Annotated in this window: 18 protein-coding genes and 1 pseudogene; 11 read left to right on the plus strand and 8 right to left on the minus strand. The window is 35.4% G+C overall.

Annotated features, from left to right (window positions below; translation table 11 throughout):
- Window positions 1-133: 133 nt before the first annotated feature.
- On the minus strand, window positions 134-661 hold the full coding sequence (locus HHU12_RS18580; RefSeq protein WP_169658238.1) for an SRPBCC family protein: 528 nt from the start codon (window positions 659-661) through the stop codon (window positions 134-136).
- 431 nt (window positions 662-1,092) lie between these two features.
- On the opposite strand from HHU12_RS18580, the gene HHU12_RS18585 reads away from it, so the two are divergent.
- Window positions 1,093-3,072 (plus strand): hypothetical protein, encoded by a 1,980-nt coding sequence (locus tag HHU12_RS18585; RefSeq protein WP_169658239.1) that lies wholly within the window; start codon window positions 1,093-1,095, stop codon window positions 3,070-3,072.
- 6 nt (window positions 3,073-3,078) lie between these two features.
- Here the strand turns inward: HHU12_RS18585 and HHU12_RS18590 are convergent, their stop codons facing one another.
- Window positions 3,079-3,480, minus strand: a complete 402-nt coding sequence (locus HHU12_RS18590; protein WP_169658240.1) for a hypothetical protein — start codon at window positions 3,478-3,480, stop codon at window positions 3,079-3,081.
- A 319-nt stretch (window positions 3,481-3,799) separates the two neighbouring features.
- Here HHU12_RS18590 and HHU12_RS18595 point away from each other — a divergent pair, with 319 nt between their 5' ends.
- Together HHU12_RS18595 and HHU12_RS18600 are read left to right on the plus strand one after the other, a co-directional pair.
- The gene (locus tag HHU12_RS18595) at window positions 3,800-5,170 is read left to right on the plus strand and encodes an alpha/beta fold hydrolase (protein WP_169658241.1); all 1,371 of its coding nucleotides are present in this window, start codon (window positions 3,800-3,802) and stop codon (window positions 5,168-5,170) included.
- Between the two features lie 199 nt (window positions 5,171-5,369).
- Complete coding sequence (locus tag HHU12_RS18600) at window positions 5,370-6,623, plus strand: hypothetical protein (protein ID WP_169658242.1); 1,254 nt, start codon at window positions 5,370-5,372, stop codon at window positions 6,621-6,623.
- Window positions 6,624-6,677: 54 nt separating this feature from the next.
- On the opposite strand, the gene HHU12_RS18605 is transcribed toward HHU12_RS18600, so the two are convergent.
- The 3 genes from HHU12_RS18605 to HHU12_RS18615 form a co-directional block, all read right to left on the minus strand.
- Complete coding sequence (locus HHU12_RS18605; protein WP_169658243.1) at window positions 6,678-8,519, minus strand: OmpL47-type beta-barrel domain-containing protein; 1,842 nt, start codon at window positions 8,517-8,519, stop codon at window positions 6,678-6,680.
- Between the two features lie 325 nt (window positions 8,520-8,844).
- Window positions 8,845-10,053, minus strand: a complete 1,209-nt coding sequence (locus tag HHU12_RS18610; RefSeq protein WP_169658244.1) for an NAD(P)-dependent oxidoreductase — start codon at window positions 10,051-10,053, stop codon at window positions 8,845-8,847.
- A gap of 202 nt (window positions 10,054-10,255) precedes the next feature.
- Window positions 10,256-10,831 (minus strand): TerD family protein, encoded by a 576-nt coding sequence (locus tag HHU12_RS18615; RefSeq protein ID WP_169658245.1) that lies wholly within the window; start codon window positions 10,829-10,831, stop codon window positions 10,256-10,258.
- Between the two features lie 122 nt (window positions 10,832-10,953).
- Between HHU12_RS18615 and HHU12_RS18620 the strand changes: the two genes are divergently transcribed.
- The 6 genes and pseudogenes from HHU12_RS18620 to HHU12_RS18645 all read left to right on the plus strand — a co-directional run bounded on the left by HHU12_RS18620 (window position 10,954) and on the right by HHU12_RS18645 (window position 20,825).
- Entirely contained in the window at window positions 10,954-12,078 is a 1,125-nt protein-coding gene (locus HHU12_RS18620; protein ID WP_169658246.1) for an NAD(P)/FAD-dependent oxidoreductase, read from the plus strand.
- A gap of 171 nt (window positions 12,079-12,249) precedes the next feature.
- Window positions 12,250-12,876: a c-type cytochrome gene (locus HHU12_RS18625; RefSeq protein ID WP_082795812.1), complete on the plus strand. Its 627-nt coding sequence runs from the start codon at window positions 12,250-12,252 to the stop codon at window positions 12,874-12,876.
- A gap of 245 nt (window positions 12,877-13,121) precedes the next feature.
- Complete coding sequence (locus HHU12_RS18630; RefSeq protein ID WP_169658247.1) at window positions 13,122-13,589, plus strand: ribosome maturation factor RimP; 468 nt, start codon at window positions 13,122-13,124, stop codon at window positions 13,587-13,589.
- A gap of 40 nt (window positions 13,590-13,629) precedes the next feature.
- Window positions 13,630-14,874: pseudogene (gene nusA, locus HHU12_RS18635) on the plus strand (transcription termination factor NusA); the annotation flags it as partial.
- Between the two features lie 699 nt (window positions 14,875-15,573).
- Window positions 15,574-18,900: a translation initiation factor IF-2 gene (gene infB, locus HHU12_RS18640; RefSeq protein WP_169658249.1), complete on the plus strand. Its 3,327-nt coding sequence runs from the start codon at window positions 15,574-15,576 to the stop codon at window positions 18,898-18,900.
- Window positions 18,901-19,085: 185 nt separating this feature from the next.
- Complete coding sequence (locus HHU12_RS18645) at window positions 19,086-20,825, plus strand: cellulase family glycosylhydrolase (protein ID WP_169658250.1); 1,740 nt, start codon at window positions 19,086-19,088, stop codon at window positions 20,823-20,825.
- A gap of 104 nt (window positions 20,826-20,929) precedes the next feature.
- On the opposite strand, the gene HHU12_RS18650 is transcribed toward HHU12_RS18645, so the two are convergent.
- Window positions 20,930-22,135, minus strand: coding sequence for a CobW family GTP-binding protein (locus HHU12_RS18650; RefSeq protein WP_169658251.1), 1,206 nt, complete (start codon window positions 22,133-22,135; stop codon window positions 20,930-20,932).
- Between the two features lie 165 nt (window positions 22,136-22,300).
- Window positions 22,301-23,410: a Gfo/Idh/MocA family protein gene (locus HHU12_RS18655; RefSeq protein ID WP_317170504.1), complete on the minus strand. Its 1,110-nt coding sequence runs from the start codon at window positions 23,408-23,410 to the stop codon at window positions 22,301-22,303.
- Between the two features lie 326 nt (window positions 23,411-23,736).
- Between HHU12_RS18655 and HHU12_RS18660 the strand changes: the two genes are divergently transcribed.
- Together HHU12_RS18660 and HHU12_RS18665 are read left to right on the plus strand one after the other, a co-directional pair.
- Window positions 23,737-24,045, plus strand: coding sequence for a Bor/Iss family lipoprotein (locus HHU12_RS18660; protein WP_169658253.1), 309 nt, complete (start codon window positions 23,737-23,739; stop codon window positions 24,043-24,045).
- A gap of 234 nt (window positions 24,046-24,279) precedes the next feature.
- Complete coding sequence (locus HHU12_RS18665) at window positions 24,280-24,702, plus strand: hypothetical protein (protein WP_169658254.1); 423 nt, start codon at window positions 24,280-24,282, stop codon at window positions 24,700-24,702.
- Window positions 24,703-24,911: 209 nt separating this feature from the next.
- Here HHU12_RS18665 and HHU12_RS18670 read toward each other — a convergent pair whose 3' ends face one another.
- Window positions 24,912-25,775, minus strand: coding sequence for a glycoside hydrolase family 16 protein (locus tag HHU12_RS18670; protein WP_169658255.1), 864 nt, complete (start codon window positions 25,773-25,775; stop codon window positions 24,912-24,914).
- Window positions 25,776-25,796: the final 21 nt, after the last annotated feature.

The following is a 25,796-nucleotide window of genomic DNA, read 5'->3' on the forward strand; positions in this document are numbered from 1 at the left end:
CTATAACTTTTGTTTTACGACCCATAATTAGGGTATAAATATAGCTTATATTTTAATTTGTCTCAGTACTTAATTATATAAATTAAAAGGCTTCAGATCATCTTAAAATCTGAAGCCTTTTTTATTGTAAAAGCTATTCTGTTGCTTTTTTCAATTCCTCTAACGCTGCTTGATATTGTGTTTTTACTTGCGATTCATAATCAGCCATAAAAGCGACTACTCTTGTGACTAGCTGAAAACCAAAGTCACCCTTTTCACCCCATGTTACCACCGTTCCTCCATCGCTTTCTTCTAAAGTGAAAACCATTTCAGAGATAAAGACACCTTCATTTGTTGACATCTGAAGTATAACTTTCTCATAAGGTTCGGACTCCAGCACTCTTAACTCTGCACTTGAACCATCGTAAGATTTCCAGGTATGAATAGCCCCTGCCCCTTCATCGGGCCCATGATACTCCGGACTTAAACGGCTTCCTTCCTCTTCCAGTTTGAAAGCCCATTCATTCCATTTCCTTAAGTTGTCAATATAAGGGAAAATCGCTTTGCGGGAAGCTTTGATATACACATGTTCCTTTACTTCATATTCAGAAGGCAATAACATTGCACCTCCTGCAAACAATAATAAAACGGATAATACTCCCAAGGAAAAATATCTAATCATTCTTTTTTTTAAGATAGAACTACTGTAATCATTTATTAAAAATATTTTAAATTAAGTACAGAAGATGTCATGCTTTATATAAAGCAACCTTTTCAATACAACTCTCCAAATATACACTCAAGGTAAGTCACAAAGACTTTTCACTATATATTACCCTGCTTTATGGTGTATGCTTAACTCAAAATATATACAAAGTTAAGAATGCTCATTATATAAGAGCATGTTTGAAACATCTCTTTTAGTAAAAATCCACCCTTTCAGAACGTGAGTTTATTAATTTCATCAACTATAGTACCACTATTTTCTCTGAAATTAATTTCCTCACAACCTAAAATGGAGAATTTTCACTTCTAAAATATATATTTCAAACATGCTCTAATAGAGTTTAATTTTATTAAATTGCATTACTGTTTTTATTTTAAACTTAATCAATGAGGCCAAATCGCTATCTATTTATAGCATTTTTTTTAGCTTTTATCCTTTCCAAACTATTTATTATAAATGTAAAAGCACAAGAACAAGACTCTACTTTACAGAAAGTTAAAGTAAAGGCCTATGTCCCTATTGTGCTAGGTGATTCTGTGTATAAATTCACTCATGACACCACTTTATTTTTACCTCCTGAACTTATCAATCAAGATTCCTCTGCAGTACTTCAAAGTGAGCAGTTTTACAATAAACTGCATCAGCTTCTAGGCAAAAACAGACTTACTAAAGAACTTTCAAACTTATTATTAGTAAAGCAATATCAAAATAGTGATTCTCTTTCTGAAGCTCCTGAGATATTGAGTACGGGGATGTGTTTTGAAGGGAAAATTGTAAGAAGTATTACGTACGTTCGCTTACCTCCATTCGGGGCTGATGTAAAAAAACCTGACCCTATTATCACTACTAGAGTGACTAGAACCGCAAACGGTCTTCATGCTAAAACAAGAGAAAGAGTAATTGATAAAAACATTGTTTTCAACGTTGGCGACGTCATAAATGATGATGATTTCTATGATTCAGAACGTCTACTTCGTGCTTTACAATTTATCAAAGATGCCTTGATATATGCCTGTGAAGTCGATGATTCTAATATAGATGTCTATATTATCACGCAGGATCAGTGGACGATTGGTGTGAGGGGAAACTATCAGAATATCAATAATTTTGAACTAGGGTTATACAACAACAACTTTTTAGGTACTGGTCAATACGCCTACATTGGAGCTGTAGTAAAAAATGACGAACCAGAACCATTCGGGTATAATTTTGAATACCGTTTTCAGAACATAAACGGTAGTTTTATAGATCTTGATATTGTTTCTTATGACAATTATCTGGAATCAACATGGGGTGTTAGTGCCTACAAAGATTTCATCACTTCTAATACTAAAACAGCAGGAGGTTTTGAAGCTCGAAATCTTAATAAGCTGTATGGTTATACAATTTCTGACAGTGCATTTATACCTATCGACAGCACTGAAAGGTTTTGGGAACCTTTAGAATACACTTTTTTAAGTGGATGGGTTGGGCGGTCTTTCCACATCAATCAATCAAGAAATGAAAATATTACCTTTAGTATGGGGGTAGACAATATTCAATTCTTTAAAAGGCCTCATGAGGTGGACACTGATACATTATATCAATTTCATAATAGAACTCAATATGCTTTTAGTGCTACTATCAACCAGCGTAACTATAGAAAGTTAAGCTATTTACAAGGCTTTGGTAGAACCGAGGACGTTCCGCATGGCTGGCTCATTTCTGTTACAAGCGGATGGGAAAGTAATGAATTTCTAGGCCGGCGTCCGTATATAGGAATGGCTATGGATATTGGCCAATTTACCCCCTATGGTTTTTTTAAGCTAAGAGGAGAAGTAGGTTCCTTTTTGACAGACCAGTACCGTCAGGAGACTTTCCATCTGAATTTCAACTATTTCACCAATCTTATAGCAGTAAGAGACAACTTCTTTCGTTTACTACTTGATATAGATTTAATGGACGGCAACGACCGGATACCTGGAGATTATCTCTACTTTATTGACAACGATGTGTTTAGTGATTTCCAAATCAATCGCTTTTCTAAAAAAGGTGTTCGAAGATTACAAATCAAGCAAGAAAACATATGGTTTACACCTCTGTTTTTCTATGGATTTAAATTTGCTGTTTATCAGAGTTTTGAAGTGGGCTTTCTATCTGACCCTGACAGAGTTTCCATTTCAAATGATGATGTATTCTCCTCTTTTGGTGCGGGTATCAGAACAAGAAATGAAAACCTAGTCTTTAATACTCTAACACTAGACCTTAAATATTACCCCAATGCAAACTTCAATAATAGTGCTTTTCAAGTACTACTAACGACAGTAATCGACCTTCCATTAAGGGACTTTAAACCTACCAAACCTAGCTTCATAAAGTTCGAATAACTGCATTTAGACAGTCCACTCAGGAGTTTGACCTACCAATACGTAAGGCAAATTATGAATATTCAATGGTTGATTTTCCTTTGAGACTTTCAGCTTAATAAAGTCATTTCTGAATTTCATTTGATCATTTTCAATTACTGCCATCTCTCCATCCAAACAATAAGCTGGCGTTTGAGTTTCCTTCAATTGATTTACACCTATAAAAACAAACTTCTTATCTGAATTTAAGGTAGATTTCCACCTTTCCTCAATCTGGCCTGAAGGTGTTACTGACATCTCAAAAATAAGATCATCATGTTCGAGCCTATAAAAACCGGCCTTCAATTGTTTTTTATTTGTAAAAGAATTCCATGATGAAAACGCAGCTCCTGTTCCGAAAGTAAAAAGGTTTAATAAAATACTTTTCATAGCAATATAATCGTAGTTAAATATGTGAATTAGAATGTTGTTACTGATTTTGTTCTAGCTTAAACTTTTGACGGAGAACCTGGGCCTGGGGTTATAATTAAAAAGACTTTTTATGATTGCATTCTCATTAATAAAAAATTTTAACATAGTGAACATTCCTCAAAATAGGTTTTAAGAAAAAAGACATAAATATTGACTTCCCTTTAGCTTACAACGCTTTTTGATAAACTTAGAAAAATATCAACCTATTGGACAGGCATTTTATACTAGAAAAATCATTTTTTTGAATGTATATTCACAATCAATAAAACAATAAAAAATGGCTATAGATATAATACAAAAATATACAGATGAGCAATCTAGCTTCATGGAGCTGGAAGGCATGAAAGTACATTACAAAGTTGAAGGAGAGGGTTTTCCAATAGTTTTTTTGCATGGCACCTTTGCCTCATTACATACTTGGGACAAATGGACGACAACATTAAAAGAAAAATATAAAGTAATACGTTTAGACCTCCCCGGTTTCGGCATAACGGGACCAAGGCCTGACAGAACTTATTCTATTGATATCTACCTTAATTTTGTACATACATTTCTTAAAAAGCTTGAAGTAAAAAAGTTTTACCTTGCTGGATCATCTTTAGGCGGATGGATAGCATGGGAATACACTCATCGCTATAAAGAACAGGTAAGAAGATTGATATTATTGAATGCTGCTGGTTTTAATGATAAAGACTCCATTCCTTTACTTTTCAAATTAGTTCAGAATCCGATCATCAAGGAATTCAAGATGTTTCATGGTTTTGCTGAATACCTTAAAGCGCCCAAAGGCTTCATTGAATTCTTTTTGAAAAACGCTTATGGTGATGCTAAAAGGGTTGACAGAGCAACAATCACTAGGTACCATGAAATTTTCTCTAGAAAAGGAAATAAAGAAGCGTTCCTTAATATCGCTAACAGCACAATAGAAGATCATTCAGACCTGATCAAACAACTCGATACTCCAACTTTAATTATTTGGGGTGAAAAAGACCGATGGATACCACTTGCCAACGCTTATAAATTTCAATTCAGCTTACCAAATTCACAACTGATCATTTACGAGGGTGTCGGGCATGTACCTATGGAGGAAATCCCTGAGAAATCCGTTCAAGATACTATTTCATTTCTTGAAAACACAACTTTTGACAGCGGTGTAAAAATCCAAACAAGTTACCTCTGCGATCAATTCAGAAATGACGTAAAAGTAGCTTCTGGAACATTTGAAAAAGTAGGAAAGAAAATAGATTTTCATGGTCAAGCAGTATGTCTGAAAACCAATAATCCACAACTTGTACTGGAGCGTTTGGAAGAAGAAAATGGTAAGGGAAAAGTTTTAGTAGTAGAATGGGAAAGTGAATCGATGGACGCTTTAATTGATGAAGAAATCGCCTATGCTCTTCTGCACCAAGAATGGGAAGGTTTGATTACGGATGCCAATTATAGACATACTGAAGCATTGAATAAAATGAGAATTGGTATTATGGCCCAGAGGTGCTACCCCATGAAAGCTTTGAAAGAAGAAGAAAGCATAGAGATTTATCTGCATGCAAATGTAGGAGGTTTGGAACTAGTGGACGGCAACTATATTTATGTTGATGAAGATGGTGTAGTGAGTAGTGAAAGGAATTTAGTGGATTGGGAAAAATAGTTTAATGTGAGAAACTCACCACTCATTTAATCAAAAAAACCTTAAATAGTTGAACCTCAATCTATAGATGAAAAAAAATGCAAGTTTATGTATTTACCAACACAATTACATTAACACATGTTTGATAATGATATTTGTATTTCGATTTACATTTAATATTATTTGCAATTCTTTAAATTTAATCTATTTAAAATAGCAAATGAAACATCTATCATACTTAGCAAGCAAACTATTAATTATTACATTCCTAGCTAGTGTATTTTACTCTTGTGGCTCCGAAAGTGAAATTTTGCCTGACGATCCTAATATCAAAGACGACAACGAAGAAGTTGTTGACCCTAATGAGCTAAACGATGAAGACATTGTCATTTCTGAAAATGAAATTTTCAATCAAGTACAATTCCAGAAATCTTTTGAGCAAAGTTTTGAACTTAGAGAGCAATTTGCTTTTAACTACAAGCATACTGTAAAAGATGGAAAAATCACTAATTCAGCTCAAAACAAAAAGTTACATGGGAAGTTCGGAGAAAATTTAGTTAACTATAACCATAGCTATGATGAAAATGGAGTAATCATCTCTTCAGAAAAATCAGATGTCGAAAATGAAGATTTTCTATTAACTCTTTACTATACATATGATGAAGTAGGATATATAAAATCAATTACACGAAAAATTGATGGAGTATTTAGAGATCGTCATGTTCATGAATACAATGAGAAAGGGCAATTAGTTTCTGTAAAATTCCACCACACAGAAGGTTTAGAAGATGCTGCTGAAGTATACAACTTGAAATATGATGACCAAAATAATATTATTGAATATAAAATGGTTTCAAACTTCAATGGTAACGAAAGAACAGAAATCATCACTTATGAATACATTAACAACCTCATTTATAAACAAAATAAGGAAGATCAAACAACAACCTACAATTTTGATAATGAGAATAGGTTAACTTCAGTAATTATTGATAATCATGATAGTGAAAGTGACTACGAATACAGATACTCTTATGATAACACTGTTATGCTTTACTCATCCTATTTCAAAGGGCAAATTAGTCTAACTGAGGAATACCATAATGTATTTGCTAACGAAGTAGCTAGAATCCTTTTCACTTACAACGATGATAAAACAGCATTAGAATATGCTAAAAAATTTATTCATGGTGAAAATAATAAAACAAAATATATAGAGCTATACGGTGGCGATCCAGAAAACTTAGTTTTAGAAGGTAAAACAGAAATTATCTCTTACGTAGTTGGTACTTCTGCTGTTGAAGAAGAAAAAATATACTCTAAGGAAGATACACTTCTCTATATCATTAACTATGAATATGATAAAGATAATATCAACAAAAAAATAAGTACTGAGGTAACAAATGCCGAAGGCAATCCTCTTGAATTATCAGATATTACAGAAGAATGGGTTTTATTATTAATTAAATACTAACACCTACAAACTGAGAATAAGGGAAGAAGTCTAGTAAACTTCTTCCCTTATTTTTTAATGCTGTCCTACATAAAACTCGATAGTCTTTTTAGACTCATTTCCTAAATTATCATAGGCCACTACTTTTATCTCATAATGCTGTTCCTTTTTCAGGTGCTCTTTCTCAGAGATATCTAAATTGGAACCACTAGAATACAGATTCATGGGACCTCCATTGATGGAATATTTAATTTCCTTGGTACCTACATGCGTATCTGTTGCTCCTAAATAAACCTTCGTAAAAGCAGGATAAATATCAAATTCTCCATGCTTACCAATCGGCTCAATACTCATATTGGCATGCACTTCAGGACCTTCATTATCAACAAAAAATTTCACTTCATTTTCGGATTCTTCATTATTCACATTGTCAACGGCATAGAAAGTCAATGTTTGATCTCCTTCTGTGTTGGCTGTAAATGCACCACTGTAATTTTTATCTGCCTCACCATTGATAGCGAAGAAAGTATCTTTTACTTTAGAATGAGAGTCCAATGAAGCCAACTTTATCTGTGTCTTTGATGTAATAAACAATGTATCTCTATGTGAAAACTGCTCACCAATAAACTCATAAGAAGATGAAGGCGGAACGTTATCCATAAACAGCGTTTCAGTTCCTTCTATGGTTTTCACTGCTGCCATATTGTTGACATTGTCAGATGCTTTATAACTGATATGATGCTCCCCTAATTCATTTTTCAATGTAAAGGCTGTACCTGTGTAAGGTGTATAATTAGCACCTCCATTTGGGCTGTATAACACTTGCTTCACTCCTGCTTTATTATCTGAAGAAGCAATACTAAAAGTGGTTCTTGGTGAGATATAACGGATATTTTCGTTCATATACTGATCTCCAATGATGGTATGAGAGATTTCTGGAGCAATTTTATCAACATAAAAAGTCAATGTTTTTTCTACTTCTTCATTATCTACTAAATCAAACCCCTTGTAATGGATTTCGTGCTCTCCATCTTTTAAGTCTTTTAAGTTGATGGGCTGATAAGTATATTCCTGAAAAGCACTATTATCATAACTAAATTCAATATGATCTACTCCAGACATTTCATCTTCACTTTGAAGTCTCACTGTAGCATAAGGTGATACAATATTTTCATTATATACTAGACCTTTCCAATTGGCTACTGACTCAGGTGAAGTCAAATCGATTTTAAAAGTAGAAGTACGGACTTCTTCCGGGTTCCCCACATTATCTGCCGCATAATAATAAATGATGTGCTGTCCTTCTGCTGTCAAAGAAACAGAGTACTCATACTCATGAAAGTTTTCACCATCCAATGAATAATAGATGTTTTTTACTCCTGAATAAGTATCATTAGCCATTAAATGCATCATTAAATTTTTGCCATAAAAAGCCTCTACACCATTATCATGTAGTTTTGTTCCGTCAAAAGAAATTTTAGAAACAGGTGCTTTACTATCTGCAATCACCTCATATTTCACCTCTCTTTTAGGTAAAATATATTCTTTCGTTTCAGGGTCAACGGCCCATTTTGATCGAATATAATTGGGTCCTTCAGTATCAAGATAAAGAGCTTCATTGGATTTTACCTCTTCTGACTCATTCAGCTGAAAATGTTCTGCGTTACTATCTTTTGATGTTGAAAAACTTAAAAATAAGGGTAATGATTTATTGACATACGTTCCAGAGTTATCTACATATACACTTTTTTGATGTTCTAATCGTTGAGGAGTATTATTGGAAGCCATCAATATTGGAGTTTCCTCTTCTTCTATAACTCTAATTTCTTGGATATTTATTTTTGTAGGTGTTTGGGCATATAATTGAACTGATAATAAGGTGATTAACACACAGAGTAATAGATTGGTATTTTTCATTATTTTGGTAAAATTAGGTTTTTGTAATGTTGATTAATATTACTTAATTACCACTAAAAAGGTTACACTTAACAATGAATACAAACCTTATACTTTACATCAAGGAAAAACAGCAAACTACCCTATCAATATTAAAAAATGGATTTATAAGTTTAAAAAATGAAGATTCACACCATTATCTTACATCAGTATTTTTTTTAACTTTTTTCACATTTGTATAGAAATAATGAATTTTCATATATAAAAAGAGGTTGTTCAATCCTCTTTGAACAACCTCTTTTTATATATACAGTGGGCAGACACATAGGTCTGCCCCTACAACGATTTATTCTTTTCCGTCTACGTAATCTTGAAGATACGAAAACTTCTCTGTCAGTTTTTTACCATGTGTGATGGTTGCTCCTGATACAACTCCTTTCGGTGTAACAAAAAGATCTTCCAACACATTATCAATCATCTGACGACCAAATGCTTCTGAAGCATCTCTTGGCAATTCATTTGGCAAATTATCTACTGCCATTACTGTGATATTGTCCTTGCTTGTAAATGCTTTTTCATCATTTCCTGTAGAAGGATTGTAATCATAAAGCGGATCAGCGATAGTCGATGGCCTTTTTGTACTTGGAATTGAACCTTCAATATCACAAGTTACATCTGCAATCACTTCTATTTTGAAGTCTTCTTTCTGAGCATCTTCTTTCGTGAACAATACCGGCGCTGCAGGATGCCAGAATGCTCCTGCTACTAACATATTTGTTACAGGAAGGAAGTCGCCGAAAGTTGATTTATAATCTGATGGATTAGCAAAGAAGTCTTTAATTTCAAATGCACTGCCGTCTTTCTTCTCGTGATAATCTTTTGATCTCAATTGTACAAAAACAGGGCGATCGAAATTCTCATTCAAGTAATCTTGCTTGCTCACTTTCTTTACTCCTGCCGCCAATAAAGTTTCAACAGCACCATTTGATACTCTTCCACTACCTGTTAAAGCAATTTTGAAATCACTAGGTAACTTTACTTTTTTACATTCAATCCATAACTCATTCAGATCATGACATAGATGAGCAGGTTTTAAATCATAAATATTGTGACGTTTACCGTATGCCAATAAACCATTATAAGCACCTACAAGTCCAGCAAAACGTCCAAAGGCAATCACTCTTGAACCGTCTTCTCTTACTAACACTTCATAATCAACAATATCAATATTATTATTAAGGATTGCTCTTAGTAACTCTCTATTATAAGGTTGTTTTTTGATGGTATGAGAAAAGAAGAAATACTTTTTATCAGGAACCAATTCTGGAATAGGTACTTCTTTAATACCCAATAGAATATCGCAGTCGTCTACATTGTCTACAACAGCAATACCTGCCTCTTGGTATTCTTGGTCAGTATAGCATCTAATTGGACTTTTCTGAACATAGATTTCTACGTCAGGATATTTTTCCAATACTTCCTCACATTGAGTTGGAGTAAGTGCTACTCTTTTATCTTCAGGTACTTTTCCTTCTTTAATGATTCCTACTTTCATGCTAATTTTTTTGATTTATGTATTAAGTTTTGGCTGTATGTAAATAATCAGTTTCTAAAAAAGAAAGTCAATAGTTACAAAAACACCTTTCTTTTAAGTTCATAAACGAAGAACATGGAATGTCACGTTTTATAATATCCAAGCACTTCAAATCATCCGCGAAGATGAGAAAAAAATCATGATGTACAAAAAGTAACAGTAATTACAATTCAGGAATATATTTATCCACATACCCCTGAAGGCCTATTTTAGAGCCATAGCCTGTTGGTATAAAGCGCCAACCGTCATCTTCACGTACAAGTCGGGCAAATTCTACCTCAGTATCATCCCCAAAATCGGCGTCCAAGTCATAATGTAATACTTCGTATTGATTTTCAAGATTGAGTACTCTGATATAAGCCTCATCAAGATTACCAAAATTATGCCTTCTGTTTTTGGCATCATAAATACTTACTATAAACACCAACTCTTTCACTACTGGAGAAATAAAAGGTAAATTCAATAGAATCTCTTCATCATCTCCTTCACTATCTCCTATCCTATTATCACCTCTGTGCTTTACCATTCCATCCGGTGACTCTAAATTATTATAAAAGACAAAAAATTCATCACCAGGAAGTTTTCCATCCTCTCCTAACATAAAGACTGATGCGTCCAAATCCAATTGTCCACCTCTTCTCACTTCCCAACCCAAACCAATTTTGATTTTACTTAGTTTTTGTTCGGCCGCTTCCTTTAAACGAATTCCTTTCCCTTTCCTTACAATTTTAGTTGCCATATGTTTTTGCCTTGATGCTTACTGTTTATTATTTTGCAATAGAGATATTTTGAGCTTCAAATGCTAAGTAGGAGCTTAAATATACAATCATAATAACCAATTCTCACAAAGACAACAAACACATGATAAGCTTCTGGGAAAAAGACTCTTTTATTCAATATGACTTCATTATAATAGGCAGTGGGATTGTAGGACTAACTACTGCCATCGAATACAAGGAATCACATCCAAAAGAAAAAGTTCTGATTATAGAAAAAGGAATTCTTCCATTGGGTGCAAGTACAAAAAATGCTGGATTTGCTTGTTTTGGAAGTCTGACAGAAATCTGTGATGATTTAGAAAATATGCCTGCCGACAAAGTAATTGAAACAGTTGAAAAAAGATATATTGGGCTTCAAAAACTCAGAAAGAGGCTCGGCGACTCTAATTTTGGATTTCAACAACTTGGAGGATATGAACTAATCACGGAAGAACAGAAAAAGTATTTAGAAAGAACAGAAGAAATCAATACACTCCTCTATCCTATTTTTAAAGAAAAAGTATTTTCTGTTGCTAATGATAAAATCAAGTCCTTTGGTTTTCATCACAAAACTGTGAAGCACCTTCTTTTTAATCAATTTGAAGGGCAAATCCATACAGGTAAAATGATGAAGGGTTTGATCGATTTAGCAAGGTCAATTGACATTGAAATTATTACAGGTACTGAAGTCACAGATTTTGTGGATGATGGTGACAAAGTCATTGTCAATTGTAGGAATCAGACACAGAAAGTAGATTTTTATGCTGAAAAGATTTCAATTTGTGTCAATGCTTTCGCTCAGAAACTGTTGCCTCAATTAGAGGTGCATCCAGGCCGAGGGCAAGTGGTCATTACAAATCCTATTCAAGACTTACCCATAAAAGGTACTTTCCATATGGACAGAGGCTATTATTATTTTAGAAATGTAGGCAACAGAATATTATTAGGTGGGGGAAGAAACTTAGATTATGAAGGTGAAACGACCACTGAAATAAAAACGACTTCCAATATTATTCATCATTTACAACTCCTGTTGAAAGAGGTTATTCTACCACAGACTCCACATTATATAGATATGAAATGGGCAGGTATTATGGCCTTCGGCGATCAGAAAGCACCCATCATCAAATTACTTTCAGATAGAATAGGCATTGGTGTAAGAATGGGAGGAATGGGAGTTGCCATAGGCTCTGAAGTAGGGAAAGAAATCAACAATCTTTTTGATTGATTTAGAAACAAAAGGATTCATTCACTGTTATTAAAGCATTAGAAATAGGGTCTTTACTAAAAAAAGGTGACATTCATCATCAAAAATAAGAGCATATTTCAAAAAATAGATGCATATTGCATCGCATAAAAATTATAGGTTACTAAACTTCAAAAAACATATAACTAAATCATGAGTTTACTTCTTACGCACCGAATAATCGTATCACTATTCTTATTAATTTATCTTGTTAAGGCTGTTTTGATGTTCTTAGGAAAAGATAAATTTGAAAAGTTTGCCAAAGTTGTGAAAGTACCTGAAATGATCATTTCGTTCTTGTTCTTAGCAACTGGAGGGTATTTATTATATGTTATTCCATTATATACTAAAGCTTTAACCATCAAATTTGGATTAGTAGTCGCTTCCATTCCATTAGCGGTCATTGCTACTAAAAAATTCAACAAAATCTTGATGGTGCTTTCATTGTTCTGCTTGATCATGGCATACGGTATGGCCGAAATGCACAGAGCTTCAGCAAAGAAACAATTAACTGGTGGAACTGACACCGTAGAAACGGCTGATGGAACAGTATTATCAGGAAAGGACTTATTCACTAAGAAATGTTCACAATGTCATGGTATTGATGGAGATGCACAGAGAAGTAATGCTCCAAAATTATCAGAAAGTAAGCTTGGCGACGCTGAAATCAAGCATCTTGTAAGAAACGGTAAAGGAATTATGTTCTCATTCAGTGAGAAAGATATCTCTAACGAAGAGCTTGAAGCGATTACAAAATATGCGAAGTCACTAAGAAATTAGAAATTCTATTGCAATTTAATTTCGATTAAGTATCTTTGTGACAACATCACGAAAAAGCATCTAGAAGGGAGCGAATTTAGCTCCCTTTTTTGTTTGCTTTTTTTTAGATGACCTTTAGAATTTTATTTATATTGAGCTGGATTTTAACGCTTTAGTGAATAGTTAATTCTAACTAAATAAAGTTTCGAAATAGATGACTATTTCAGGACAAACTAAATTTTTAAAATTTTATACAGTAAAGTTGTATGGATTTAAGTGGACAAATAAAAGAGATCGTTGAAGCACATTTAGAAGATGATTCTTTATATGTTGTTAAAGTGGAAGTGAAAGCTGGCCGCCGTATGAAAGTTTTAATTATCTTGGACGGCGATAAGGGAGTAACAATTGAAGCTGTAACAAAAATTTCAAGAAGTGTAGGTCATGAAATTGATGAGAGAGATCTTATCAAAGATGAATACAATTTTGAAGTTACATCAGCAGGTGTTGGCGAACCTTTAGAACTACACAGACAATACAACAAAAATATTGGTAGAAAAGTAACGGTCACTAGAGGCAACGAAACCAAGTTTACTGGTGAATTGAAAGCTGTTACAGAAGAAGAGGTCACTATTGATGCTGAAATTAAAGAAAAAGGAAAAAAGAAAGTTGAGATTAAAGAAATGATTATTCCTTTCAGCGACATCAAAAGTACAGTTGTAGAAGTATCATTTTAAATAAAATCAACCATAATCGAAAAAATAAACAGTTGCAGATATGAATAGCATGGAACTAATCGAATCGTTTAAGGAATTTGCCAAAATGAAAGGCATTGACCGTCCTACAATGATCAAAATCTTGGAGGATGTTTTCAAAACAATGATTCGTAAGCAATATGGTGATGACGCTACATTTGATGTAATTATCAACGTAGATGCAGGTGATTTGGAAATTTGGCGTTACCGTCAAATCGTTGCTGATGACGCTGAAGAATTTGATGCTCAAACTCAAATTCACTTGACTGACGCAAAGAAAATCGAGGAAGACTTTGAGGTAGACGAGGAAGTAGCAGAAGCAGTTGAGATTGATTTCTTTGGTAGAAGAATGGTACAAACTGCTCGTCAGACATTAATTCAGAAAGTAAAAGACCTTGAGAAAAAGGTTCTTTTTGATCAATATAAAGAGCGTGTTGGTGAACTGATCATGGGTGAGGTTTATCAAACGTTAGGTAGAGAGTTAATTATCATTGACCAAGACAACAATGAGCTTTCTTTACCAAGAAACGAAATGATTTCTAAAGATCGTTATAGAAAAGGCGATCACGTTCGTGCGGTAATCGACCGTGTAGAAATGAACAACAACAACCCGAAGATTGTTCTTTCACGTACTTCACCTTTATTCTTACGTCTTTTATTCGAACAAGAAGTTCCTGAAATCTTTGACGGCTTGATCGCGATCAGAAACATCGTTCGTGAGCCAGGTGAAAGAGCAAAAGTTTCAGTGGAATCATTTGACGACCGTGTTGATCCAGTAGGTGCATGTGTAGGTATGAGAGGTTCACGTATTCACTCCATCGTTCGTGAATTACAAAACGAGAACATCGACGTTATCAACTACACTGACAACTTGGACTTGATGATCAGACGTTCATTGAGCCCTGCTCATATCAATACTGTAAAAGTAAATGAGGAAGAGAAACGTGTGGAGGTAGTATTACCAAAAGATCAAGTTTCTTTAGCGATCGGTAAAGGTGGTCAGAATATCAAATTAGCTTCAATGTTAGTTGGATATGAAATCGACGTATTCAGAGAATTACAAGAGCATGAAGTAGAAGACTTCGATATTGATTTGATGGAATTCAATGATGTATTTGATGATTGGATGCTTCTTGAGCTTAAAAATATTGGATTGGATACTGCAAAAGCGGTATTGGATCACGAAGTGGATGAATTAGTAAGAAGAACTGATCTTGAAGAGGAAATGATTCTTGCTATCATGCATACATTAAGAAAAGAGTTTGAAGATGATCAACAACAACAGGCTCCTCAAAATCAGCCAAGCAATGACATGATGGATGATGATGATGACTTTGAAGTAGATTACAGCGACGATGTTCTTGATGAAGATATTGCAGAAGTAACAAATGCTGCCGCTCAAAATAAAGCAGAAGCTAGTGAGAGCCCAAGTCTTGATGAATTCAAAAATGACATTGAAGAATGGATCATTGATGAGTTTAAGAAAGTAGGACTTATCACAAAAGAAGATGTTTTGTCTCTTCCAAAACAAGATGTAATTGAAAAAACAGACTTGGAGGAAGAAACTGTTGATGAAGTAATTGCAGCAATTTCTAAATAATTCAATATCCTATTTTAGGATCTCTATTTAGAGCATAAAGAGAGGAGCTTACAATTCTATGGGCTCCTCTTTATTATGTTTATTGTTTTTTATCTCTACAAATAATTGTGAACACCACTGTGTTTTTGGCGGTTTTTGTAATGAAATCCAATAATAAGTGCAAAAAGGTAGCACTCACATGCAATTTAATTTAAGATTTAAAAAACAAACTTATATCTTTGCACTTTAGGAGCATTCATGTATTTCGGGTTGTCATGAAAATCACTCCTTTCATTTAAACTTTTAAGTTTAAAGGATATAAAGCTTCGGCTTTAACTTGAATTGCTGTGAAGCAATAATTTGAATTAGTATTACGAAAAGGAATATATGGCAGATCAAAAGATGATCAGAATCGGCCAGGCGGCCAAAAAATTAAACGTTGGGCACTCAACGATAATCGAACAGCTGAAGAAGAAGAACATTGAAATTGATTCTCCTTCTCCAAACGGGAAGATTACGCTTGAGCAGTTTGAAATGCTTAAAAAAATGAATGCAAAGTCAATGCAGGAAAAAGAAGAAGCATCTCAAATCTCTATATCGTCACAGGTTGGAAATACTGTAATTGAGTCTAAAAAGAAAAAAGGACCAAAAACAGAAGAGAAAGAAGACGATCATCTGATCATCAAGAATTCTGCGACATCCGAAAATACGAAAAGTGAAAAAGAAGCTCAGCCAAAAAAGGCGGAGCCAGAAACATATAGTGGACGCCCAGGTCTTAAAGTAGTTGGGAAAATTGATCTCAACGAAAACAAAAAGAAAGCTGAGGCTCCAAAACAAAAACAAGAAATGCCAAAGCCTGAACAGAAAAAGCAAGAAGCTCCGAAAAAGGAAACTCCTGCTCCTGCTCCAAAGGCTGAGGAAAAGAAAGTAGCCAGCACTCCTACTCCTCCTAAAGCTGAAAAGCCAATAGAAGAGAAGAAGGAAGTAAAACCTGAGGCAAAACAGCCGGTGAAAAACGAGCCGAAAAAAGAAGCCTCAAAAGAAGCAAATAAAGCTCCAGAGAAGAAATCTGAGCAACCAACGCAAGAAGTGAAGAAAAAAGAACAAAATCCTCCGCAGACTCCGAAAGTTGAGAAAGCGAATAAGCCTGCAACGGCAAGCGAAAATCAAGATCAATCATCTGATAGTGCAACAGGTGCAACTGACTCAACAATTAATGCTAAGGCCGACGAATTGAAAGGTCTTACTGTAGTCGGTAAAGTAGATCTTTCATCCTTTGAAAACCGTCGTAAGAAAAAGCCGAAGCCAGTTGCTTCTTCTGATGATAAGGGTGCTCCTCAGAAAAAACGTAAGAGAAAACGCGTTCCTGTAGGAAATTCTGAAAACCCTCAAGGTAGACAGCAAGGTCAAGGTGGCCAAGGCGGCAACAGACAAGGCGGTCAAGGTGGTAACAGAAACCAAGGTCAAGGCCAAGGCGGTAACAGACAAGGCGGACAAGGTGGCAACAGAAACCAAGGAGGCCAAGGCGGTAACAGGCAAGGCGGACAAGGTGGTAACAGAAACCAAGGAGGCCAAGGCGGTAACAGACAAGGCGGACAAGGTGGCAACAGAAACCAAGGAGGCCAAGGTGGTAACAGACCAGGCGGACAAGGTGGTAACAGAAACCAAGGTCAAGGCCAAGGTGGTAACAAGCCAGGAGAAAAAACTTTCCGTAATGCGGACGCTACTTCACAAAGAGGACAAGGCGGAAAAGGCGGAAACAACAAGAAGAAAAAAGGTAAATTATCAGAGAAGGATATCCAATCTGGAATGAAGAAAGCGAACCAACAGCTTAATCAGTCTGGATTCAAATCTACTCGTGGTAAACATAAACAAGCCAAAAAGAATAAGCGTGAAGCGGAAAACGAAGCACGTTTACAAAGAGAGGCAGCAGAATCGCATATCATTACAGTTACTGAGTTCATTTCTACAAGTGAGCTAGCAACAATGATGGATATCCCTGTAAGTGATATCATCATGACATGTATGAATAATGGTATGTTCATCTCAATCAACCAACGTCTTGACAAAGAGACAATCGAGTTGATTACAACTGAATATAACTTCGAGGCTAAATTCGCTTCAGCAGAAGAAGAAGTTGATGCTCCATTGGAGAAAGAAGATAAGCCAGAAGATTTACAAGAAAGAGCGCCTATCGTTACAATCATGGGTCACGTTGACCACGGTAAAACGTCATTACTTGACTACATCCGTGATGCAAACGTAGCTGATGGTGAAGCAGGTGGTATCACGCAGCACATTGGTGCATATGATGTGACTACTAAAGCTGGTAAGAAAATCGCCTTCCTTGATACACCAGGTCACGAAGCCTTTACGGCCATGCGTGCTCGTGGTGCTAAGGTGACTGACGTTGCTATTATCGTAGTAGCAGCCGATGATCAGGTAATGCCTCAAACAAAAGAAGCAATCAACCACGCATTGTCAGCTGAAGTACCGATCGTAATCGCGATCAACAAGGTTGATAAGCCAAATGCGAACGTAGATAATATTAAAACTCAACTTTCAGCATTGAATATCCTTGTTGAAGATTGGGGTGGTAAATACCAAGCTTTCGAAATCTCTGCAAAATTCGGTCAAGGTATTGACGAATTATTAGAAGGTGTACTTCTTGAAGCAGAAGTATTAGAATTAAAAGCTAATCCTAACAAAAACGCTGTAGGTACAGTAGTTGAAGCATCTCTTGATAAAGGACGTGGTTACTTAGCGACAGTTCTTGTTCAAGCAGGTACAATGAAAGTTGGTGATGTAATGCTTGCTGGTGGTTACTATGGTAAAGTGAAAGCAATGCTTGACCATAGAGGTCATAGAGTAGCAGAAGCTGGCCCTTCTACACCAGTCCAGGTATTAGGTCTTTCTGGTGCTCCTCAAGCAGGTGATAAACTGAATGTACTAGATACAGAACGTGAAGCAAGAGAGATTGCTAACAAGCGTGAGCAATTAGCACGTGAGCAAAGCTTAAGAGCTTCTCAACGTCCTAACCTAGACCTATTCAAGCGTCTTGCTCAAGGTGAGTTACAACAATTGAACTTGATCATCAAAGGTGACGTGGATGGTTCAGTGGAAGCATTATCAGATTCATTACTGAAACTTTCTAACGATGAAGTAGAAGTAAGAATTATCCACAAAGGTGTGGGTGCCCTTACTGAATCGGATATCCTATTAGCAGCTGCTGACAAGGAGAACCCTACAATGATCATCGGTTTCCAAGTTCGTCCTACGCCAAACGCAAGAAAGCTTGCTGAAAACGAAGGTATCGAAGTTCGTCATTACTCAGTAATCTATAACGCTATCGACGATGTGAAAGCGGCTATGGAAGGTCTTCTTGAGCCAGATATGGAAGAGAAAATCGTGGGTAACGTTGAAGTTCGTGAAGTATTCAAAATCTCTAAAGTGGGTACAGTTGCAGGTTGTTACGTTACAGATGGTTACATCAAGCGTAACTCTAAAATCCGCTTGATCCGTGAAGGTGTTGTAATCTACGGTGGTACTGACGGTGGAGAAATTGGAGCATTGAAGCGTTTCAAAGACGATGTAAACGAAGTGAAGTTCGGTTACGAGTGTGGTTTAAGTATTGCCAACTACAACGATATCAAAGTGGGTGACGTTGTTGAAGCATTCGAAATCACTGAGACTAAACGTACGTTGAAATCATAGTTTAAGCAATTAAACTTATACATATTGAGAGGCTGATTTATTCATTTAAATCAGCCTCTTTTTTTGTATCATCTAACCTTAAAAAAGATCATTAATATTGATATAGTTTAACAAGGAATTGTGCTTTAAAAAGTGGATATTACTACAGAATACAAAGTATTTTTTGATCTAAATAAATAAATGAAATGTTACGTTATTTTATTACTATCACACTATCAATCATAGGCCTTCAGAGTTTTGCTCAAGGCTTTTTAAGAACTGAAGGCACCAAGATTGTCAATGACAACGGACCTGTAATCATAAGAAGTATCGGTACTGGCAACTGGATGATTCAAGAAGGGTATATGATGCAGTCCACCGATGCAAAAATCAATACGCATACACAATTCAGAACTAAACTCGAAGAAAATATCGGTAAGGAGAAAACTGCTGAGTTTTATGATGTTTGGCTGGAAAACCATTTTACAAAAACCGACCTCGACTCTATGAAAGCTTGGGGGTTTAATGCGGTAAGAGTTGCCCTTCACTACAAATGGTTTACATTACCGATTGAAGAGGAAAAAGTGAAAAATGGGAAAATTAAGCATACTTGGTTAAAGGAAGGATTTGAATACACAGACAAATTAATGGAATGGTGTACTGAAAATGAAATGTACCTGATTTTTGATATGCATGGAGCGCCAGGTGGTCAAGGTAAGGATGCCAATATTTCTGATTATGATGAATCCCTCCCCTCTTTATGGGATAGTGAATTTAACAAAGAGAAATTAGAACAGCTATGGATAAAAATTGCTAAACGCTATAAAGATGAAAAATGGGTGGGAGGTTATGATCTTATCAATGAACCCAACTGGAAATTCAAAAACACTGGATCGGATAATGGATGTGGCTGTAACAATAATGACGAAATATGGGATTTACATGCTAGGCTAACGAAAGCAATCAGAACTGTAGATAAAAACCATATTGTCTATATTTCTGGCAACTGCTGGGGCAATAATTATGAAAGCTTTGAACAGCACGATTTGAAAAACGTGGATGACAATATGGTGATCACATTCCATAAGTACTGGACTTTTAATACTGACGCTTCTGTTCAAGGATGGATTGATATGAGAGAAAAATATCAAATGCCATTATGGATGAGTGAAGCAGGTGAAAATTCCAATACATGGTTCTCTGATTGTATTTCACTTTTTGAGAAAAATAATATTGGATGGTCATGGTGGCCAGTCAAAAAGCAACGTGTCAATAACGTCTTGAAAGTAAAAACACCTGATTCTTATTATAAGCTTCTTGATGCATGGGAAAAAGGCAAAAACTTATCAGCAAATGAAACTTTCCAAGCAGTTATGGACTATGCTGAAAGCCATAAAATTGAAAACTGTGAAGTGGCAAATGATGTAATTTATGCTATGATTGGTCAAATCAATAATGACAATACAAAACCATTCAAAGAGCACAAAACCAATCAGGATATTCTTTTTGCAGATTATGATATGGGCAAGAATCATTTTGCCTATTACGACAAGATTTCAGCAAACTACCATATTGATATGCAAGCTGAAAGAACAATGTGGAATACTGGTTTTAAGTATAGAAATGATGGTGTGGATATTGAATTGATGGATGACACTCCAATTGTCTTTGAGACGGAAGAAGGTGAATGGATGAAATACACCCTTAAGAGTGATAAGAAGGGACAATTTCAATTCAACATTACCTATCAAAACGACAGTGAAGAAGGTAAAATAAGAATCAATAATGGAGCTGAAAGCTTGATCGTGCCACTTCCTATTGCTTCAAAAAAATGGAATACCATCACTACGAAAGCAATTTCTTTAGAAAAAGGGAAAAATGAAATTGTGTTTTATATCATTAAGGGAGATCTGAAATTGAAGAGTTTTAATGTCACCTCAAAATAAAATGGTTCGTTAATGTTGATTGAAACATTTTGAAAAAACATCACCATTAGCATTTACAAAAAAATAGGACGTTGCAACACAGCGTCCTATTTTTTATTCTAAAGTTAACCGACAATTTTGACAATATTCTTTGGCCATGGATCTTCAAATTTGAAACCTGATTTCCATAGTTTAATTTCCTCTTCAGTAAGAAAACTTGCCTCTAATGCCGCTGTAAAACGATCTACCTGAGATGCATCACCTATTACAGTAAGGTCGCAATGACGATCACCAAACCTTCTTGGATCCCTTGCTATCATCTTTTCTAAATGCTCAATTTCTTCAGGAAGAAGGCCATTCTCTTCATCTTCTAAAATTCCTGCACGCCAAGTTCCAATGATTTCTAAATTAATACCACCTGCCGCTTGATTCCACAACAAAGAATGCTGATCTCTGGTAGCAAGCCAAAAGAACCCTTTACTTCTATAGATTCTTTGATCTAAGTATTCATGACACACGTTCCATAAACGTTGGGGGTGAAATGGACGGTCATCATTTAAAACTCTTGTCGCTAAATTATAAGGTCTATCTTCTTGTTTTTCTTGCACAAGAACTGGTTTTAGCTCCTCAATTAGCTGTGCTACTTTAAAATAATCGTACTCTTCCAGTTCTTGAATGGCCTCAATATCTAATTTCCCAAAACGTAAAGAATGTGTAGAGGCAAATGGATTTATATTTTTAATAAATGAAGCGATATGCGGTAACTTATCATCCCCTATTCTATCACTTTTCGTAAGAAATACATGACTGCAAAACATGATCTGTTCTACCAATAAGTTCACTGTATCTCGTTTTCCTTCACTCAAATTATTTTGTAACCTTGGGATAAGCTGTTCACCATAATTAAAATCATGGCTTAACATCAAACTGTCTACAAGTACAAACATACCTATCAATTTTACCGTAGAATGATCTTTGAAATATTCTACCAAAGGCATAGGATGACTACTTCCCGAAGTTTCCACAATAATCAATTCAGGAGTTTGAGTAGAAAGTAATTTCTCGATGGCCTGATCTAGTTTTTTTATTCCCTTATCACTGCTGATTAAACAGTTATGGATAGACTCCAATATGCTAGTATTATCTTCAACAGCATCCGTTGTTCCTAATAATTCTCCATCTACATCCAATTCACTCATATCATTGACAATCGCACATACCGGTATGTCCTTTTTGACGGATTGAGCAAGTAAATGTCTAAAAAGAGTAGTTTTTCCCGATCCGAGAAACCCATTAAGCACAACGACTGGAATTCTATTAGACTTATTCATTTATAACTGTAGAAAAGTATTCTTATTTGATTAAATATCCCCTTAAAAGTGGGGTAGCTTATTTTTCGAAAAGATAAATTAATCTTCAAGAGTGTGCAAGGTACTGGCTCTTTATTTGCGACATTATTGCATTATATTAGGAAATGAATATTGATCCCTTCCTTCCTATTTTAGGAAAATAGTTTTATTCTGTTCTGCGCTTTTTTTGACAGCGTCCAGAATTTCTACTACAATCATATTATTACCCAATGCATTTAAGTCGTATTCCTCCAAAACGACTTCATTTTTCACAACGGCGGCAAAAAGTGCAAAGGGATCATCATATGGTGTAGTTCTCTCCTCTAGCTTCATTACTTGCTCATCAAATCCATCGTAACCTTTTGATATTCGTACACGAAGCGTATTTCTATTATCAGCATAAACCACACCTTCAGTACCATAGATTTCCATATCCTTTCGTCCTATCGGCCAATTCCAAGAACCCTGAATCACCGCCACAGTGCTATCATATTGTAAAAGAATAATGGATTCATCGTTCACTTTTGGATTGTTATCGGGTTGTAGCTGCTGTGTAATTGCCGTTACACTATTAGGACGTTTTCCATCCATAAACCAAGTCAATATATTCACTCCATAACAACCAAAATCTATCTCAGCTCCTCCACCATTCTGAACCGGATCTGTGAGCCATTCTAAAAACTCTTCGTTTACACCTATCCTCTTAGGCCCTTTGTGCCCATCATGCACCATTATTTTACGAATTCCTCCGATTGTATTTTCTTCTTTTGCTAGTTCGTAAGCTTTGTGAGTAGTCGGATACCAAGTGGTTTCATAATTGGTCAGTAAATGGATTTTGTGTTTTTCTGCCAACTCCTGCATTCTTAAAGCGTGCTTTCTACTTACAGCAAGAGGTTTTTCAACCATTACATGTATCCCTAAAGGCGCTGCTGCTTCTACAACTTCCAGGTGTTCATAAATAGTCCCAAAAGCTGTCACTGCTTCCGGCTTAACAGCATCAAACATCTCTTGCATAGTAGGATAAACTTTTTGGAGCGAAAACTTATACTGCTCAGCATATTGCTTTGCCAATTCTGTATTGGGCTCTACAATACCCACAATTTCTATCTCCCCTCTAGGTTCACTACCAAAAATCCAGTGTACATGTGTGTGAGTCAAACCGATCACTCCAACTTTCAAAGGGGCCTTGTTTTCTTGAGCATTTGCATTCATACTGAAAATACTTATCAGGATAATAAATAGTTGTGCTAATTTCATTTTCATTTAGTTGGATAAATTAAATCTCTACATTTTCATATTATTCGCAATGTAATTATTTATATGCTCTAAACTCACCGGCAATCTATGCTATGTTATGATCTAAAACTTTCGACCCTACTATAACCCAAATAAAATGATATGACCAAAAGCCACAAATATCGACTGATTATCATTACTTTAAGCTACTCTCTGGATGTTTAATTATACAAAGAAAAAGTATTATATTTTAAACTTTCATGAACCTTGAAAAACATAATATTTTTTTCGTTCAGCTAGGATCTATAGATTTAGATGAAAAGACTAATTAATCAAATAACTCAAAAATGAAAAAAATCTTTGCAAGCTTAATTGTCATGACATTATTGTCGTCATGCTACAACACTAGACTCTTTGTTGGAGACGTAAAACCTTCAGACTCTCTGAAAGAAGTGAACAAAGTATGGACCAATCACCTGCTATTTGGGTTAGTTCCATTGGACAATGCCCGTCAAAATGCCTCTGATTATATTCCTGATGGTCAGACAAACTATGTCATTAAAACAAATACTAGTTTTGTGAATGGCTTGGTAAGCGGTGTCACTTTTGGTATTTACACTCCTACTCAAACCATTTATTACGTGCCCAATAAGTAATTGATCATCAATAACTCTCATCAAGGGATTGTTATAATTTATAGTTATAACAATCCCTTTTTTTATAGAATATTACATGAAAGTGAGAATAATAAGGAATTCTCCCAAAAAAAATTAGATTATCAAAACCATACTATTCAACACTTTATTCTTATTGCAAGTACTTTAAATGACCTTCAAGATTAGAAGGAGTTTCGAGTGCTTATGTTTCACATCTTATTTACTTTAAAAAACATGGCAAAACCCAACCTACTACTGATCAATAAATTAAGAGAAGCCGCCTCCAATATAGCTTCCGGAAAAGATTATAATTGGGGACATGTAGGAAAATGTAATTGCGGGCATTTAGTACAGGCCATTACACCTATGGATTCTAAAGATATTTATTATACAGCACAACGTCAGAAATTGGATGAGTGGAGCGAATTTGCTCACGATTATTGCCCTGCAAGCGGTATGCCTGTAGACGATATGATTGATACACTTCTTGATGCAGGTTTAGAAGTACAGGATATTCCTCATCTAGAATATCTTTCCAATACTAGAGTACTCAGCGCACTTCCGGGTGGCTTTAGGTACTTACAAAAAGGTAATAGAGAAGACGCCATAACTTATATGGAAACTTGGGCTGATGTGCTTGAAGAAGAGCTTGTTTAAATCCTATCTGAAAGTGCTTTTTCACAAATGTCAGGTGCTGGATTAAAAATACTTATAAGCTACTAACAGGCAACTATTTAGTTTCAATATGTCCTACTATCATTAGTTTATTTTATCCTTTAATAGGCTGACTGACATTCAAATGCTTTTATAAAAAACAAGGGTCGAAGTACAGTACTTCGACCCTATTTATATTGTAGTTTATATCTTTACATACCGGCTGTCGTCATTTTTGGTTCTGGTTTCTGATACACTCGCACATAATCAATCACGAGTTGTTGTGGCCATATATCATCATCCACTCCTTTCTGTGCTCCCCAAGTTCCTCCTACAGCTAGGTTGAGCAACAAATAAAATTCCTCATCGAAAGGCCACTCTTTATACGTTTTATTCTCATTTCTAAAATGAAAATATTTTTCGTTGTCTACATAAACAGAATACCCTTCCGGGTCCCATTCTAGCATATATTCATGGAAGGCTTCTTCTGCATTTGCAATATAAATACCCACCATCTTTTCGGTACCCTTGTTATGATTGTAAGCTTCTGTATTAGCGGCACCATAAACATTATCTTTATCATGCCCTACATGTTCCATAATATTAATAGAACCTGAATTGGGCCAGTCACCGTATTTCCAATCTTGCGGGAGCATCCAAAATGCTGGCCATGTTCCATTTCCTGAAGGGAGTTTGGCTTTTATTACAAATTTCCCGTATTTCCACTCCCCTTTTCCTTTGGAATTAAGGCGTGCAGAGGTGTAATCAAACATCTCTTTATGAACAGTATCTACATACTCTTCCTTTAGAGCTGTAATGAACAAATGACCATCTTTGACTACTGCATTTTCTTTACGCTTTGCAGTGTAAGCTTGTAGTTCTTCGTTTCCCCACTTTTCTTTATTTCCTTCTACATCATATCCCCATTTTGTAGAATCAGGAAGTCCGTTGTAATCAAACTCATCAGACCACACCAATTGATAGTCTTGAATTTCATTCTTGTTTGTCAGATTTTCTTTTGTTGATTCACAAGAAAATAAAGAAGAAAGCAGTAGAATTATTATTAAGTTTTTCATTTCAAAAACAGATTTTTAATA

This window comes from Flammeovirga aprica JL-4 (genome assembly GCF_012844305.1).
GTDB classification, from domain to species: domain Bacteria; phylum Bacteroidota; class Bacteroidia; order Cytophagales; family Flammeovirgaceae; genus Flammeovirga; species Flammeovirga aprica.

Excerpts from the sequence above, each read along its gene's own strand:
- HHU12_RS18580 (WP_169658238.1), bottom strand. The coding sequence starts at position 661 with ATGATTAGATATTTTTCCTTGGGAGTATTATCCGTTTTATTATTGTTT.
- HHU12_RS18585 (WP_169658239.1), top strand. The coding sequence starts at position 1,093 with ATGAGGCCAAATCGCTATCTATTTATAGCATTTTTTTTAGCTTTTATC.
- HHU12_RS18590 (WP_169658240.1), bottom strand. The coding sequence starts at position 3,480 with ATGAAAAGTATTTTATTAAACCTTTTTACTTTCGGAACAGGAGCTGCG.
- HHU12_RS18595 (WP_169658241.1), top strand. The coding sequence starts at position 3,800 with ATGGCTATAGATATAATACAAAAATATACAGATGAGCAATCTAGCTTC.
- HHU12_RS18600 (WP_169658242.1), top strand. The coding sequence starts at position 5,370 with ATGAAACATCTATCATACTTAGCAAGCAAACTATTAATTATTACATTC.
- HHU12_RS18605 (WP_169658243.1), bottom strand. The coding sequence starts at position 8,519 with ATGAAAAATACCAATCTATTACTCTGTGTGTTAATCACCTTATTATCA.
- HHU12_RS18610 (WP_169658244.1), bottom strand. The coding sequence starts at position 10,053 with ATGAAAGTAGGAATCATTAAAGAAGGAAAAGTACCTGAAGATAAAAGA.
- HHU12_RS18615 (WP_169658245.1), bottom strand. The coding sequence starts at position 10,831 with ATGGCAACTAAAATTGTAAGGAAAGGGAAAGGAATTCGTTTAAAGGAA.
- HHU12_RS18620 (WP_169658246.1), top strand. The coding sequence starts at position 10,954 with ATGATAAGCTTCTGGGAAAAAGACTCTTTTATTCAATATGACTTCATT.
- HHU12_RS18625 (WP_082795812.1), top strand. The coding sequence starts at position 12,250 with ATGAGTTTACTTCTTACGCACCGAATAATCGTATCACTATTCTTATTA.
- HHU12_RS18630 (WP_169658247.1), top strand. The coding sequence starts at position 13,122 with ATGGATTTAAGTGGACAAATAAAAGAGATCGTTGAAGCACATTTAGAA.
- infB (WP_169658249.1), top strand. The coding sequence starts at position 15,574 with ATGGCAGATCAAAAGATGATCAGAATCGGCCAGGCGGCCAAAAAATTA.
- HHU12_RS18645 (WP_169658250.1), top strand. The coding sequence starts at position 19,086 with ATGTTACGTTATTTTATTACTATCACACTATCAATCATAGGCCTTCAG.
- HHU12_RS18650 (WP_169658251.1), bottom strand. The coding sequence starts at position 22,135 with ATGAATAAGTCTAATAGAATTCCAGTCGTTGTGCTTAATGGGTTTCTC.
- HHU12_RS18655 (WP_317170504.1), bottom strand. The coding sequence starts at position 23,410 with ATGAAATTAGCACAACTATTTATTATCCTGATAAGTATTTTCAGTATG.
- HHU12_RS18660 (WP_169658253.1), top strand. The coding sequence starts at position 23,737 with ATGAAAAAAATCTTTGCAAGCTTAATTGTCATGACATTATTGTCGTCA.
- HHU12_RS18665 (WP_169658254.1), top strand. The coding sequence starts at position 24,280 with ATGGCAAAACCCAACCTACTACTGATCAATAAATTAAGAGAAGCCGCC.
- HHU12_RS18670 (WP_169658255.1), bottom strand. The coding sequence starts at position 25,775 with ATGAAAAACTTAATAATAATTCTACTGCTTTCTTCTTTATTTTCTTGT.